This is a genomic window from Sphingopyxis sp. (genome assembly GCF_035565275.1).
Taxonomy (GTDB): Bacteria; Pseudomonadota; Alphaproteobacteria; order Sphingomonadales; family Sphingomonadaceae; genus Sphingopyxis.
Map to the genome: position 1 here is coordinate 1 of NZ_DATMST010000030.1, position 14620 is coordinate 14620.

General features: G+C 65.9%; 14 protein-coding genes. 1 reads left to right on the forward strand and 13 read right to left on the reverse strand.

The window, feature by feature from the left end; translation table 11 throughout:
- Positions 1-58: 58 nt before the first annotated feature.
- Genes VN047_RS02140 through fliE form a run of 11 tightly spaced genes read right to left on the reverse strand, consistent with a single transcriptional unit; the run spans position 59 to position 8767 of the window.
- Entirely contained in the window at positions 59-337 is a 279-nt protein-coding gene (locus tag VN047_RS02140; protein ID WP_325539555.1) for a flagellar biosynthetic protein FliO, read from the reverse strand.
- Positions 337-672 carry a flagellar motor switch protein FliN gene (gene fliN, locus VN047_RS02145; protein WP_325539557.1) on the reverse strand — a complete coding sequence of 112 codons (336 nt, stop codon included), beginning with the start codon at positions 670-672 and terminating at the stop codon, positions 337-339. The genes VN047_RS02140 and fliN overlap by 1 nt, the downstream gene beginning before the upstream one ends.
- Entirely contained in the window at positions 665-1567 is a 903-nt protein-coding gene (locus VN047_RS02150; RefSeq protein ID WP_325539559.1) for a flagellar motor switch protein FliM, read from the reverse strand. Before VN047_RS02150 ends, fliN begins: the two co-directional genes overlap by 8 nt.
- A 26-nt stretch (positions 1568-1593) precedes the next feature.
- Positions 1594-2199 (reverse strand): flagellar basal body-associated FliL family protein, encoded by a 606-nt coding sequence (locus VN047_RS02155; protein ID WP_325539561.1) that lies wholly within the window; start codon positions 2197-2199, stop codon positions 1594-1596.
- Between the two features lie 17 nt (positions 2200-2216).
- Positions 2217-3371 carry a flagellar hook-length control protein FliK gene (locus tag VN047_RS02160; protein ID WP_325539563.1) on the reverse strand — a complete coding sequence of 385 codons (1155 nt, stop codon included), beginning with the start codon at positions 3369-3371 and terminating at the stop codon, positions 2217-2219.
- Entirely contained in the window at positions 3368-3814 is a 447-nt protein-coding gene (locus VN047_RS02165; RefSeq protein ID WP_325539565.1) for a hypothetical protein, read from the reverse strand. The genes VN047_RS02160 and VN047_RS02165 overlap by 4 nt, the downstream gene beginning before the upstream one ends.
- A complete protein-coding gene (locus VN047_RS02170; protein ID WP_414712652.1) occupies positions 3811-5142 on the reverse strand; it encodes a FliI/YscN family ATPase in 1332 nt (443 codons plus the stop codon). The genes VN047_RS02165 and VN047_RS02170 overlap by 4 nt, the downstream gene beginning before the upstream one ends.
- Positions 5139-5738 (reverse strand): FliH/SctL family protein, encoded by a 600-nt coding sequence (locus tag VN047_RS02175; RefSeq protein WP_325539567.1) that lies wholly within the window; start codon positions 5736-5738, stop codon positions 5139-5141. The genes VN047_RS02170 and VN047_RS02175 overlap by 4 nt, the downstream gene beginning before the upstream one ends.
- The gene (gene fliG / locus VN047_RS02180) at positions 5731-6762 is read right to left on the reverse strand and encodes a flagellar motor switch protein FliG (RefSeq protein ID WP_325539569.1); all 1032 of its coding nucleotides are present in this window, start codon (positions 6760-6762) and stop codon (positions 5731-5733) included. The genes VN047_RS02175 and fliG overlap by 8 nt, the downstream gene beginning before the upstream one ends.
- Positions 6755-8410, reverse strand: a complete 1656-nt coding sequence (gene fliF / locus VN047_RS02185) for a flagellar basal-body MS-ring/collar protein FliF (protein WP_325539571.1) — start codon at positions 8408-8410, stop codon at positions 6755-6757. The genes fliG and fliF overlap by 8 nt, the downstream gene beginning before the upstream one ends.
- Positions 8411-8413: 3 nt before the next feature.
- A complete protein-coding gene (gene fliE / locus VN047_RS02190; RefSeq protein ID WP_325539581.1) occupies positions 8414-8767 on the reverse strand; it encodes a flagellar hook-basal body complex protein FliE in 354 nt (117 codons plus the stop codon).
- A 247-nt stretch (positions 8768-9014) separates the two neighbouring features.
- Here fliE and VN047_RS02195 point away from each other — a divergent pair, with 247 nt between their 5' ends.
- Entirely contained in the window at positions 9015-9836 is an 822-nt protein-coding gene (locus tag VN047_RS02195) for a flagellin (protein WP_325539573.1), read from the forward strand.
- A 135-nt stretch (positions 9837-9971) separates the two neighbouring features.
- Here the strand turns inward: VN047_RS02195 and VN047_RS02200 are convergent, their stop codons facing one another.
- Together VN047_RS02200 and VN047_RS02205 are read right to left on the reverse strand one after the other, a co-directional pair.
- Positions 9972-13256, reverse strand: a complete 3285-nt coding sequence (locus tag VN047_RS02200; RefSeq protein ID WP_325539575.1) for an error-prone DNA polymerase — start codon at positions 13254-13256, stop codon at positions 9972-9974.
- On the reverse strand, positions 13253-14620 hold a 1368-nt coding region (locus tag VN047_RS02205; protein WP_325539577.1), incomplete at its 5' end, for a DNA polymerase Y family protein. The genes VN047_RS02200 and VN047_RS02205, both read right to left, overlap by 4 nt.

A 14620-nucleotide genomic window follows, 5' to 3' on the forward strand; every position in this document is an offset into this window, starting at 1 on the left:
CGCGCAGAGCAGCGCCGCGCCGCCGGCGAGCGCCGCGGCGCGCAGCCAGAAACGGCGATCAGTCGGCATGGAAATCGCCCTGGCTGTCGTCGGCGATGCGCGTGATGCCGTTGCGCGACACAGCGATCAGGACCCGCTGCCCGGCGAATTCGACCACCGCGAGTTTCGATCCCGGCCCGAGCGGCAGCACGTCGATCATTTCGACCGCGCGCGTTTTGGCGCCGCCGCCCACCAGCGGGACGCCCGTCTGGACGCGTTTCCACAGCCACAGGCTGCCCCAAGCCATGCCGCCGACGATCGGCAGCAGGATGAGCAGGCGGAGGATATATTCGAACATCAGGCTCTCCGTTCGAAGCCTTCGAGTCCGCGCGCCGGCGCGACGACTTCGGCGACCTGGATGCCGTACCGGCCATCGACGCTGACGATCTCGCCCTTCGCGATCAACGTGCCATTGGCATAGATGTCGAGCAGGTCGGTCGCGGCGCGGTCGAGTTCGATGACGCTGCCTTCGCCCAGCGCGAGCAGTTCGGCGAGCGTCATCGAGGTCGAGCCGACCTCGACCGACACGCGCAGCGAGACGCCGGCGAGCAGGTCGAAGTTGGGCGCAGCAGCGATGCTCTTGTCGCGCCGGTCGGCGCGCGCGACCTTCGGGGCGTCAGCGATATCAGTCATGGTCCGGTCCTTTTTCGATATGGTCGATCATGATGGCGGCGTTGCCATTGGCCTCGCCGATGCTGCCGAACGCGAAGCTGCGCCCGGCGACGGTCACCGGCACATGGCGCGGCATGGAAAGCGGAATGATGTCGCCGACTTCGAGCGCGAGCAACTTGACGAGGCTGATCTCGGGGCGTGCGAGCACAGAACGGACGGGCATGCGGACGTCGCGCAGGGCCTTGTCGAGCGCGCCGGTCCATGCGGGATCGGCGGCGCCGGCCCCCTGCACCTCCGGGAGCAGTTCGTCGCCTGCCACGCTGCGCAGCGCCGCGACGGGATAGGCGCACATGATCGTCCGCCCCTCGAACGGCGCACCGCGCAGCGTGAAGCGCTGGACGAACAATTCGTCGTCGGCGCGCACCGCGGCGAGCTTCGTGGGGTCGGCGGTCACATAATCCAGTTCGGGCTCGATCGCGAGCTTGTCGCGCCATGCGCCGGCGAGCTGCAGTCCGATGTCGCGGCCGAGGCGTGCGGCAAAGCGCTCTTCGGCGTCGGTCAGCTCTTCGCGTTCGGCGGCGAGCTGGCCCTTTCCGCCATAGAAGATATCGACGAGCTGGAGGAGCAGGGTCCGCGGCGCGGCCAGCAGCACTGGCCCCTTGAGCGGCGGCGCGTGATAACGCCAGAAGATCGCGGGCGCTGCCGATGCGCTCCATTCGGCAAAGCTCAACTGCTCGGCGCCGGCGCGCTCGACCTGAATCGCCGGTGCGCCGAGCGCGCGGACGAGGTCGCGCAGACTGCGCGCGAACTGGTTCGCCACGCCCTCAAGCGCGGGGAAGGCATAGCTGTCCGCCGCCTTGCGCAGCAGCAGCGACGCCTTGTTGTCCGCGGGCGCGGGCGCGCTTGGCGTCTTCACGGCTTTGACGGTTTTCGCACCGGCGGTCACTGGATCACCAGACTCGTGAAATAAACATTGTCGATACCCCCGAAACCCTCCTTGTCGCGCAGCACATCGTTGATCGCGGCAGTCAACTGACGTTGAAGCCGCTGTTTCCCCTGCGATGTGGAGAGCGAGGCCGGATCCTGTTCGGCAAGCACCATAAGCACAACCGAACGGATCGGCACGGCCTGGCGTTTGATATTATTGATAACCTTGCCGTCGTAGAAGGTGGAAAGGCTGATACCTATCTGCAGGAAGCCCGATCCGTCGGCGAGATTCGTCGTGAAGGCGTCGGTGATCGGATAATAGGTGATCTCGTACTTCTTGGGGTCGACCTTGAATTTGTCGTTGGGGACCGAAACGGTTCCGACCTTCGGCGGCGCTTCCTTGTCTTCGCCTTCGGCGGCGGGGGCGGCGTCCTCCTTGCCGCGCAGGACGAGCTTCGGATATTTGTCCTCGGGCTTCGCCTCGTGCGCCGACAGCGCGCCGAAATAGATGCCCGCGCCCGCGCCCGCGCCGATCAGCGCGATCGCAGCGACACCGATCAGCAGCAGTTTCTTGAACTTGCCCTTCTTCTTGGGCTCGGCTTCGACATTATCCTTGGCCATGATGGCACCCTTTCTGATCAGGCGAAGCGGCCGCGGCGGTCGGCGGCGCGGTCTTCGTCACGCGGCTCGGCGCGTTCGGTGGCTGTTTCGATGAGATGGGCAGGATCGGGCGCCCCGGCGCGGCCCTGGCCCTGGTAATTCTGTCCTTGCGACTGGCGCCCGGTCTCGCCCGGGGTGCAGGTCACTTCGGTACCTGCAACGCGGACACCTTGCTGGCGCAGTTCGTCGACGAGCTTTGCCTGCGCGGCGGTGACGATCGTCGCGGTCGCCTCATGACGGGTGTCCATCTTCAGCGACATGCCCTCATCGCCCATCTTCATCGCGACGTCGAGGCGGCCAAGATGGCGCGGCATCAGGCGAAAGCTGATGTCGCCATCCTCCGATTTCGCAGCGGTTATGTCGCGCGCGAGCTGGTCGATCCACAGCGTGTCGCTGCCCATATCGAGTACGCGTTCGGCAACCTGCACCGGCGCGGCGGTGGCAAGCGTTGTCGCCGCCTGCGACGCCGGCTGGGTGAAGAGGACGGTCATCGACGGCGCGGCATCGGCTTTCGCGGCTTGGGGTTCGGTGCCGGCAAGCATCGGCAGCGGCGTCGCATTGTTGCGCGCATGTGCGGTGACGGGCGTGGCCGGCGCGTCGGTGTCTGCCGGGACGGCCAAGGCTTCGGCCGGCTTGGCGGGTTTCGCGCCAGCGGGGATGACGGCGGCCACGACGCCCGCCCAATTTGTTGCCGCGGCGGTGGATGCGGCTTCGCCGGTGGTGGCGACCTCGGGCGCAGTGTCAGCTTCGGCTTCGGCCGGAACCGGCTTGCCTGGCGCAGGCATGTTGCCGGGCACTCCGCCGTTCAGCGCGATCAGCAGATTCGCCGCCAGCGTCGTGACATCGGCTTCGCCGGATGCGAGCTTCGCGACCGGGACGTCGAGGGTCACGCCAGCCTCGGTCGGCGGTGAATCGATTTGCGGGGTGCCAGCTTCGGCAGGCAGCGCGGTATCGGTCTCGACCGTCGCGGCAGCATTCGGGATCGGGGCGCCAGTAACCGGCGCCGTGGCGAGCAGCTGGCCGAACCCGCCTTCGCTGCCACCGCCGGGAAGCTGCCCGATGTTGGAGAGAAAGGTGGCGAAGCCGGCGGGCATCGCGCCTTGTGCGGAGGGGAGAGAGGGCGCGCCCATCATGATGCGCCGCCTTCGATCAGGCGCAGGCGCATGCCGGCGCGCGCACGATGCGGGCGGTTGGCGTCGCTGCGGCGCTCCATTTCCTGTTCGGCCGACTTGCGGCTGCGTTCGTAAAGGCGAACCGCCGATTCTTCCCTGACCATCGCGCTCTGCGCCAGCGCGCCCATATGGTCGCGGCGGGCGCTTGCGTTCACAAGCGGTGCGGTGAGATTCTCCTGTGCGATGTCGAGCCGCATCGCGAGTTCGCCGACGGTGTTGAGCGCGCGCCCCGCGACCGCGCCCTTCGCCATCGCGAGGTCGACGCGCAGCGTTTCGAGGCGCTTCGCCAGTTCGACGAGATTCGCGAGTTCGCCGTTCGCGCGCGCGAGGTTGGCTTCCGCCAGCTGATGTTCGACGGTGCGCACGCGGATGATACGTTTGCGGCGTGCGGTGCGGGCGTTCATGCGGAATATCCTTCAATCAGGGCTTGGCGGGAAATATCGAAATCGACCTGCGCCTTGGCAGGCTGCGACACATAGGCGAGCTGGTCGGCGTGGCGCGTGATCGCTTCGTCGAGCACCGGATCGGCGCCGGCGACGTAAGCGCCCATCAGCATCAGGTCGCGATTCTCTTCATAGGCCGACCAGAGCTGGCGGAAGCGCGCGGCGGCGGCGGCATGCTCGGGATCGACCGAATCGACCATCGTGCGCGACAGCGACTTGGCGACGTCGATCGCGGGATAGACGCCCTGTTCGGCGAGCTGGCGCGAGAGGATGATGTGGCCGTCGACGATGGCTCTTGCGGAGTCGACGACCGGATCATCGATATCGCCGCCATCGGCAAGGACGGTGTAGAGTGCGGTGACCGAACCGCCCGTTTCGCGGTCGATGCCGGCGCGTTCGCACAGCGAGGGGATGAGTGCGAAAACCGACGGCGGGTAGCCCTTCATCGTCGGCGGTTCGCCCAGCGTCAGCCCGATCTCGCGTTGCGCGTGCGCGACACGGGTAAGGCTGTCGATGAGGAGCAGGACCTTTTTCCCCTCGGCGCGGAACGCCTCGGCGATCGCGGTCGCGCGCATCGCGGCGCGCAGGCGGAGCAGCGGCGGATGGTCGGCGGGAACCGCGACGACGACCGACTTCTTGCGCACTTCGGGGGGCAGCTTGGTTTCAACGAAGTCGCTGACCTCGCGGCTGCGCTCGCCGATCAGCCCGACGACGATGACATCGCATTCGGTTCCGGCGATCATCTGGCCCATCAGCACCGACTTGCCGACGCCCGAGCCCGCGATAATCGCGACGCGCTGGCCTTCGCCGACGGTGAGCAAGCCGTTGATCGCGCGCACGCCCATGTTGAGCGCGCGGGTGACGCGGCCGCGGCGCAGCGGATTGACCTTGCGTCCGGCGAGCGGCCACTGGAACTGCGATTTGATCGCCGGGCGGCCGTCGAGCGGGTTGCCCTGTGCGTCCATGATACGGCCGAGCAGCGCCTTGCCGACGGGAACCATGCTTGATGCGCCGTGCGGTTCGACCGGCGCACCGGTGACGAGCGGCTTGTTGGTGTCGAACGGCAGGACCAGGCTGCGATGACCGCGAAAGCCGACGACTTCGCCATAGACATAGTCATTGTCGGCCGACTTGATGCGGACGTTGCTGCCCAGCGGCTGCGGGAAACCCGATACCTCCAGCATGATCCCCTCGTGCGACACCAGTGTGCCGATACGCCGCGGGCTGGCGTGCGTCAGGTCGACGGGGTCGAGCAGCTGCAGCGCGGAAAGGGCGAGGCGGCGCGTCACGCAGCTTCCCCGGCGCCCAGCGCGGCACGCAATTCGTCGAGATAGACCGCCCGGCCGTGCTCGATCCAGCCGGTCGAGGTTTCGATGCGGACGGTACCGCGCACCATAGCGGGATCGCTTTCGAGTGTCATCGTCAGTGGGCTGTCGGCGAGCAGGGCAGCATCCTCGGGATGAACCCACAAGGTGCGTGCCTTGTCGGCGTCGGCGACCATCCCCGCGGCGGTTTCGGCCTGTGCCTGCAGCCATTCGGCATCGATCGGGGCTGTCGCGACGATCTGGCGCACCAGCCGTTCGACGGTTTCGGCTATCAGTTGCGCGAGTTCCTCACTCGGTTCGTCTTGCAGCGCCTCGGCGCCGGCGAGCAGCGCCAGCAGCTGGTGCCGCTCGGCCACAAAGGCGGATTCGGCGATACGCTGGCCTTCGGCAAGGCCGCGGGCGAAGGGATCGTCGAGATCGAGGTCGACGGCGCTCTCCTCCGCGAAATCGGCGACTTGTGCCGCGGGCGCAAAGGACAAGGGGCGAAAACCACCGTTGCGTGCCATCGCGTCGGTGAGCGAGACGGGTGCAAATCCGGTTTCGGCGGTGCGATCAGACATAGTCGTCGCCTCCGCCCGCGATCATGATTTCACCGGCGGCCGCCATCTGGCGAACGATCATCATCACGCTCTTCTGCGCATCATCAACATCGGCGCGCTTGACCATCGTCATTTCGGCCATTTCGTCGCGGATCGTTTCCGCCGCGCGCTGCGACATGGTGGCAAGGCACATGTCGACCATATCCTCGTCGGCGCCCTTGAGCGCGATTGCGAGCTGGGCGGCGTCGACCGAACGCAGCACGCTGCTGAGGCTTTTCTTGTCGAGGTCGCGCAGATTTTCGAAGATGAACATCTCTTCCTCGATGGTCTGCGCGAGGATGCGGTCGTGCTTCTTGAGCGAACGGAGCGTGCGTTCGGAGAGCTGCTTCGGCATCTTCTTCATGATCTTTGCGACGTCGCTCGGTCCACCGATCGCCTGCTTGGCGACGCGCTGGCCGTCGACATTGGCACTCGCGAGGACCGACTCCAGATCCTCGATCGCCGCGGCGGGGACCGAGGTCAGCATCGCGGCGCGCAGCACGAGGTCCGCCTGAAGCACTTCGTCGAGTGTCTCGATCGCGCGGGCGGCGACGTCGGGGACGAGCACCGAAAGGATCAGCGCGCCGACCTGCGGATGTTCGCTTGCGAGCAGCCCGCTGATTGCATCGACGTCCATCCAGCGCAGCATTTCGAGCGATGCGGCGCTCCGCTGCGGCGCAATGGCGGCAAGAATATTGTCGGCACGGACATTGCCGACGGCTTCATTGATCACGGTGCGGATGCGCGTGTCGGCGCCTATCGCGAGTGCGCTGACGTCGCGGCTGCGCGTCACGAAGCGGTCGAGCGCCTGCCCGATCTGCTGTTCGCTGGCATTGGCGGTGTCGAACATCGCCTTTGCGAGCTGGCGTACTTCCTCGGGGCCCAGCTGCTTGAGGATCGTTGCGGCTTCACTTTCGTCGAGCAGCATCAGCAGGATCGCGGCGGCGGCCGACCCTTCGATCGCGGGCATGGCCGGCGTGAGTTCGGTTTCGGCAAGCTCAGGCACGGACACCCTCCTGCATCAGGTGGCGGACGACGAGCGCGGCGCGCGCCGAATCCTGGCGGACAAAAGCGCGGACAAGGTTGGCGCGCGCTTCGTAGCTTGGCGCCTGTTCGATCATCTCGAGCGTGATTTCGTGGCCACCCTGACCACTGGCAAGCGCCGGGCGGTCGGTCGCGGCGAGCAGCGACGCCTCGAGCGCCTGAGTCTGTTCGGCGCGTTTCGCGGCGCGTTCCCTGGCGGCGCGGATCATCGGGCGGCCGATGAACAGGAAGGCGAGCAAGGCGGCAAGGATCGCGCCGACCTGCTTGATCAGCGGCATGAACCAGCCTTGGTCGTAAAAGGCGGGCGAGGTGTCTTCGACCTGCACGAACGGACGCTGGTTGATCGCGACGAGATCGCCGCGCGTCGCGTCAAAACCGATTGCGCCCTTCACCAGGTTGTCGATCTTGGTGAGATCGGCCTGCGTCAGCGCCTTCTTGCCCTGATTGAGTGCGACGGCGACCGAGACGCGGCGTAGCTTGCCCTGCGGCGAGTGCGTCACGGAAATCTCGCGGCCAACCTCATAGGCGCGTGCGGCGTTTTCATTGCTTTCGGTTGCCGGCGTGGCGGCGGGGGCGGGCGCCGGCTGTGGTCCGTTGGCCACGACCGTCGTCGCTTGCGGCGGCTGGTTCGACAGCGCGCCGGGAATGCCGACGGCGGGGGCGGTGGTTGAACCGCTGGTCGAGCGGATGATCTGTTCGCTGGTCAGCGCGCGGTCGTTTTCGGGGAAGCTTTCGCGCGTCGCCTGGCTTTCCGACATGTCGACGTCGGCATGGACTTCAACGGTGTAATTGCCGGCGCCGAGCATCGGGCCGAGCAAGGTGTCCAGCGCGCGGCGGAAACGGTCCTCGACCTGCAACTGGAGCTGGAAGGCCTTCATGTCGCTGCCGCTGGCGGTGTCGGACAGCAGCGCTCCGCGCTGGTCGATCACCGACACCTGGTCTGCGTTCATGCCGGGGATCGATGAAGCGACGAGGAAACGGATCGCCTGCACCTGGCCGTCGGAAAGCGAGCGGCCATTTTGGAGTGTCAGCATCACCGATGCGGTGGCGGGCTTGTCTTCGCGGACGAACAGGCTGGGTTCGGCGGCGGCGACGTGGACGCGTGCGCTCTTGACCGCGTCGATCGTTTCGATCGTACGCGACAGGTCGGCTTCGCGCGCCGACCGTAGCGCCTCGCCTTCGATCGCGCGGCTCGACCCCATGGGGAGCGCGGCGATCAGGCTGTCGCCGCTCGGCGCCGCCTTGGGCAGGCCCTGTCCGGCGAGCGCGATGCGAGCTTGATGCAGCTTGTCGGCGTCGACGGTCAGCGCGCCGGTCGACGCATCGATGCTGTGCGCGATGCCCTGCGACTGAAGTGCGTCGGCGACTGCCGCCTTGTCGCTGTCGTCGAGTCCGGCGAACAGCTGCGCCTGCGGTGCCGACTGCATCGTGAAATAGGCGAGTGCGGCGATGCCGATCGCCGACGTCATCGCGATCGCGGGCAGCGCGCGTTGCACCGCCGGTTGGCGGACGAATTGGGCCAGCGGTGCGAGCCGGCCGCCCAGAACGGGGGCGGGAAGGCGGTTCGCGGCGCCGCCATCGACGGGGGTAAGGACTTGTGCTTCGGCCATTGGTTACACCGGCATGTTCATGATGTCGCGGTACGCGGACAGCAGTTTGTTGCGGACTTGCAGGGTGGTTTCGAAGCCGAGGGAGGCTTTCTGGCGTTCGATCATCACGCTGACGATGTCGTGCGTGTCGCCGCGTTCATAGGCTTCGCTGATCTGGCTTGCCTTCGACTGCTGGGCGTTGACCTGTTGCAAGGCATTGTTGATCGCGGCGCCGAAATCGGGCGTCCCCCCCGCGCCTTCAACGCCGCCTTCCGTACCGCCGATACCGCCGCGGCCCGCGGCGCGCTGCAGCGCCTGGTTCTGATTGAGGATCGAACTGCGCATCTGCAGCAGCCGGCTCGGGTCAATCGTGCTCATTGCTTTGTCATCCGTCCTGGTGCGCGGCGGTGCGCCGCACGCAAGGAACAATGCAAAGCTCATGCCAAAAATTTTATCTACTGTTTTTCAGATAGATAACTTTGCGCCCTCGTGATGTTTCGGCGGTTTCGGCATTTTTTTGACGGACGGACTTAAGCGCCGGCGCGGTCTGCCGTTACTGCTTTCGTGACCGCTCCTCGAGCCCTCACATAACGGGAATGGCCATCGAGGCCGGAAAGGAACAAAGATGACTGTCATCAACACCAATGTGAGCGCGCTTCGCGCCCAGAACAACTCGCGTGTTGCCAACAACATGCAGTCGCAGGCGATGGAACGCCTGTCGAGCGGCAAGCGCATCAACAGCGCCAAGGACGACGCGGCCGGCCTCGCCATCGCGACCCGCATGGAAGCCAGCGCCCGCGGCCTGACGCAGGCGATCCGCAACGCCAACGACGGCATTTCGCTCGCGCAAACCGCCGACAGCGCCGCCGGCAGCATTTCGGACATCCTCGTCCGCATGCGCGAACTCGCGATGCAGGCCTCGACGGGCACGCTGAGCGATGACGACCGTACGCTGGTACAGGAAGAAGTTACCGCGCTGATTTCGCAGATCGGCGACGTCGCGACCCGCACTACGTTCAACGACAATGTGCTGCTCAACGGCAGCGTGGCTGCGGGCTTCGACATCCAGACGGGTCTGGACTCCGGCCAGGTCGTGAACATCACGATCGCCGATCTGCAGGCGACGGCGCTTGGCGTCGACGGGCTCGACTTCTCGACCGCGGGGGGTGCGCAGGGCGCGCTTGCGACGCTCGACACGGCGATCGACACCGTCGCCACCGAACGCGCCAACCTCGGTGCGCAGCAGAACCGTCTGACCTCGGCTGTCGACAATTTGACGTCGAGCGTCACGAATCTGTCGGAATCGAAGTCGCGCATCGAAGACGCCGATTTCTCGGTCGAATCGACGAACCTTGCGGCCGCCGGCATCCTGGCGCAGGCATCGACCGCGATGCTCGCCCAGGCGAACCAGAGCTCGCAGGGCGTGATGAACCTGCTTCGCGGCTAAAAGAACGTAACCAGCTTCAGGCTATATTCGGTTGGTCCCTTAGATAGCCTGATACGACGCCCCGGCCCCCACAGCCGGGGCGTCATCGTTTTATCTGTTCGGCATGTGCCGTAGCCGACGACCAGTCGGCCACCATCAATGAAAATCCCGCGACCTGGGCAGGATGCGAACGTTGCGCGGATGGCCGTGGCGCTGTGCATGTTCGCGAGGGGCGTGTGAATGCCCAGCCTCGTCGGCCCGGCAAACCCCGGGATCGAAAGACGGGCCGCTGGCCAGCGTATCGAGCATTGCCGTGCGATCGACGATGCGCGTCGCCATCAGGTGGATGACGCCTTCCTTGCTCCGCTGCACCTCGCCCTCGGCGAGCATCAGCCGTGACGCCATGACGGCGCGGCGGTAGCGTTCGAAATGGCGTGCCCAGAGCAGGATATTGACGATGCCGCCCTCATCCTCGAGGGTGATGAAGATCGCATTGCCCTTGCCGGGGCGCTGACGGATCAGCACCACACCCGCAGTCCGCACGATAGCCCCGTTCTTCGCTGCCGCCACCCCGGCAGCGCTCAGCACGCCCTCGCGTTCGAAATCGCGGCGCAGGAACGCCATCGGATGGCCTTTCAGCGACAGCCGCGTCGTCTGATAATCGGTGAGCACATGCTCGACGAGCGGGGTGGGGGGCAACCCGGCATCTTCCTCGGCGCCGAGTTCGTCGGTATCGGCCGCGCCGAACAACGGCAGCACTCCCTGCCGGACGCGCCGCGCATCCCATAACGCCGGCCGCCGTTCGAGCCCCATCGACCGGCACGCATCGGCATCGGCAAGCAGGCGCAGTGCGCGCGACGGAAGACTGGCGCGACGTGCGAGTTCTTCGACCGAGGCGAAAGGGCCGGTGCGCGCATCGGCGATCTGCGTCGCCCATTCCTCGCGAAACCCGTCAACCTGCCGGAATCCGAGCCGCAGCGCCAAGCTGCCGTCCTCACGCCGCTCAAGGCTGTTGTCCCAATGGCTCGCATTCACCTCGACCTCGCGCACCTCAACCCCGTGCTCGCGCGCATCGCGCACGAGTTGCGCGGGGGCGTAAAAGCCCATCGGCTGCGAATTGAGGATCCCGCAGGCGAAAACCGCGGGGTGGTGGCATTTCAGCCACGACGATACATAGACGAGCTTGGCGAACGACTGGGCGTGACTTTCGGGAAAGCCATAGCTGCCGAAACCCTCGATCTGTTTGAAGCATCGGGCTGCGAAATCGGGCTCATAGCCGCGGCGGACCATGCCGCCGATCATCTTCTCCTTATATTGATGGATCGTCCCGGCATTGCGGAAGGTCGCCATTGCGCGCCGCAGGCCGTTGGCTTCATCGGGGGTAAATTCTGCGGCGACGATGGCGAGTTTCATCGCCTGTTCCTGAAACAGGGGAACGCCGCATGTCCTGCGAAGCAGATTGAATAGTTCCTGGGGATCGTGTGGCGGCGCAGGCGAAGGATAGTCGACCGCTTCTTCCCCGCTGCGCCGCTTCAGATAGGGATGGACCATATCCCCCTCGATCGGCCCGGGGCGAACGATCGCCACCTGGATGACCAGATCGTAGAGCTCCCTTGGGCGCAGGCGTGGCAGCATGTTGATTTGGGCACGGCTTTCGACCTGAAAGACGCCGACACTGTCTCCCTTGCACAGCATGTCGTAAACGTCCGAATCTTCCTCCGGAACGTTCCGGAGGTCATGATCGCCCAGATTGTGTAGTCGCATCAGATCGAAACATTTCCGGATGCAGGTCAGCATCCCGAGTGCGAGTATATCGACCTTCATCAGTCGCAGTTCGTCGATGTCATCCTTGTCCCATTCGATGAAGGTGCGGTTTTCCATCGCGGCGTTGTGAATCGGCACCGTCTCGTCGAGCCGGTCCTCGGTCAGAACATAGCCGCCGACATGCTGTGATAGATGGCGCGGGAAAGTCAGCAACTGTGCAACAATCCATTGCAACCGTGCAATATCGTCCAGCTCGGGATCGAGACCCGCTTCGACGAAGCGCTCGATGGGCATCTCGCTGCCCCAGCTGCCCCAGGTCGTGTCGGCGAGCCGCTGCGTGACATCTTCGCTGAGTCCCAATGCCTTTCCGACCTCGCGCACCGCGCTGCGCGGACGGTAATGGATCACCGTCGCGGCGATGCCCGCGCGCCGCCGCGTGTAGCGGCGATAGACATATTGCATTACCTCCTCGCGCCGCTCATGTTCGAAATCGACATCGATGTCGGGTGGCTCGCGACGTTCTTCGGACAGGAAGCGCGTGAAGAGGAGGTTGTTCGCGATGGGATCGATCGAGGTGATCTCGAGCAGATAGCAAACGAGCGAATTCGCCGCCGAACCGCGCCCCTGACAAAGAATGGGCGGGTCTTGCGTGCGGGCAAAATTGACGATGTCGTGGACCGTCAGGAAATAGCAGGCGAAGTTGCATTTGCGGATGAGGGAGAGCTCCTCATCGAGCACCTCCCGCCAACGCTGGGGTAATCCACCGGGGTGAAGCCTGTTCGCAGCTTCCGTCACCATATGCTCAAGCCAGCTTTGCGGCTCCCAGCCTTCGGGAACCGGCTCGTGCGGATATTCATACTCCAGATCTCTCAGCGAAAAACCGATGCGATCGAGGATCCTTGCGCTTTCATCGACTGCTTCGGGGCAGGTGCGGAAAAGGCGGCGCATTTCCTGTGGCGACTTCAGATGACGTTCGCCATTGGCATGCAGCAGGCGGCCGGCATCGTTGAGATTGCTGCCCTCACGAATGCAGGTGATGACATCGTGCAGTGGCCGTTGTTCCCGCGTGGCGTAAAGCGCGTCGTTTGTCGCCAGCATCGGAATGTCTACACGGTCTGCCAAGGCGCTTAGCCGGGAGAGGCGTCGGCGATCGCTGCCGCCTCGTGGCATCGTGGCACCCAGCCACAACGAACCGGATGCGACCTCGGCCAAGCGGCGCAGGATCAATTCGTCCTGCTCGGAAGCCATCGCGATCAGGATCATATCCTCGCAGTGGATCAGCAGATTCCTGAACTTCATCACGCAATCGCCCTTTGTGGTGCGGCGATTGCCGATCGTGAGCATCCGTGTCAGCCGGCCCCAGCCGTGGCGCGTGGTCGGATAGGCGATGATGTCGGGGGTGCCATCGTCGAAGACCAGCCGGGTGCCGACGACCAGCTTTATGTCGGGAAGGTCTATTCCTTCCTCTGCGGCCTCTTCGCGCAGCTTGCGTAGTCCGGTGAGTGCCCTGACCACCCCTGCGACGCTGTTGCGGTCGGCGATGCCGATACCGGTCATGCCGAGGTTGATCGCCTCCGCCACCATTTCATGCGGATGCGAGGCGCCGCGCAGGAAGCTGTAGTTGGTCGCGGCGACCAGTTCGGCGAAGCCGGGTTCGGGAAAGGGCGTCTCGTTCATGCGAAGACCCCGTGGATATACCAGCGCGGGTCGGGCTTTTCATCATAGAGCCCGTGGCGGAAGAGCCAGAAACGTCGGCCCTGCGCGTCCTCGACCCGGTAATAGTCGCGCGTCAGGCCGCCATTGTCGCGGCGGCGCCACCATTCGGCGGCGACGCGTTCAGGGCCTTCGTAGCGGCGGATCGCATGCGTCGCGCGGCGCCAGCGGAAATGGTGCGGCGGGCCATCGGGGACCTCGGCGATCACCTCGATCGGCTGCGGAGGGTCGAAGAGATGGAAGGGGCGTGTCGGCGGTTCGCCCGGCACGGGATCCTGCCAGGGCAAGGGTTCGGGCGCGTCGATCGCGGGGAGTTCGAGCTGCGCCTGTTCGGGGATGTGCGTGTCGGCGGGGCGCATCCGTCGTACCCGCCCGCGCCCGAGCCGCGTCGTCAGCCGGTCGGCGAGTTCATCCACCGCCGCGTCGCGCACCGCGCCGCCCTCGAGCTTCAATTGCGTTTCACCCAGCGCTTCGAGCCGTGGCACGGCAAGGCGGATCATGTCGAAGCCGAAACCGGGGTCGAGCGGGTCGCGCAAGCTGTCCATGCGCTCGGCGAAGAGGCGCATGACCAGCCCCGTGTCGCGGGTCGGGTGGCCGGTTTCGATCGCAATCGTCCGCGCGAGCCCGTCGCTGCGAAAGAAGGTGGCGCGGAAATGGCGCCCGCCCTTGCCGCGCTCGCCGAGGTCTTCGATTGCTTCGCCCGTGAGTTCGGCAAGTATCCTGGTGGCATGGGCGGTGCTGCCGAGCGGCTCGGCAAAACGACGCTCGGCGACGACCGGGGACGGAGCGATGCGCGGGTCGAGCGGGCTGGGCGCGTCGCCGAGCAGACGGCGTAGTGCGGTCGCGGCGCCGGCGCCGAAGCGTGCGGCGATATTCGCCATCGGGCGGCTCGCGAGATCGCCGATCGTCTTGAGCCCGGCGCGAACGAGCGCGGTCGTTGCCTCGCTTTCGAGTTCGAGCGCAGCGACGGGCAGGCGACGGACGGCGGTTGCCTCGTCGGGGGCGGGGCGCGTTTGGTGCCGTGCGAGCGCGCGCGCGGCGTCGGCGGTGGGGCCAAGTGCATGGCGCAAGGTCAGGCCGAGCCGGGCGAGGCGCGTTTCGACATCGGCGACCAGTTCCGCCTCGCCGCCGTAGAGATGTTCGGCGCCCGCGATGTCGAGGATCAGCCCGTTGGGTGCGTCGAGCGCGACGAGCGGGGAATAGCGCGCGCAGCCTTGTGCGAGCCGGTCGAGCCAGTCCTGGTCGAGCACCGGATCGTGTGGAACGACGGCGAGCTCGCCCACCTGCGCGCGCGCATCGGCGAGCGGCATGCCGGCGCGAAGCCCGAC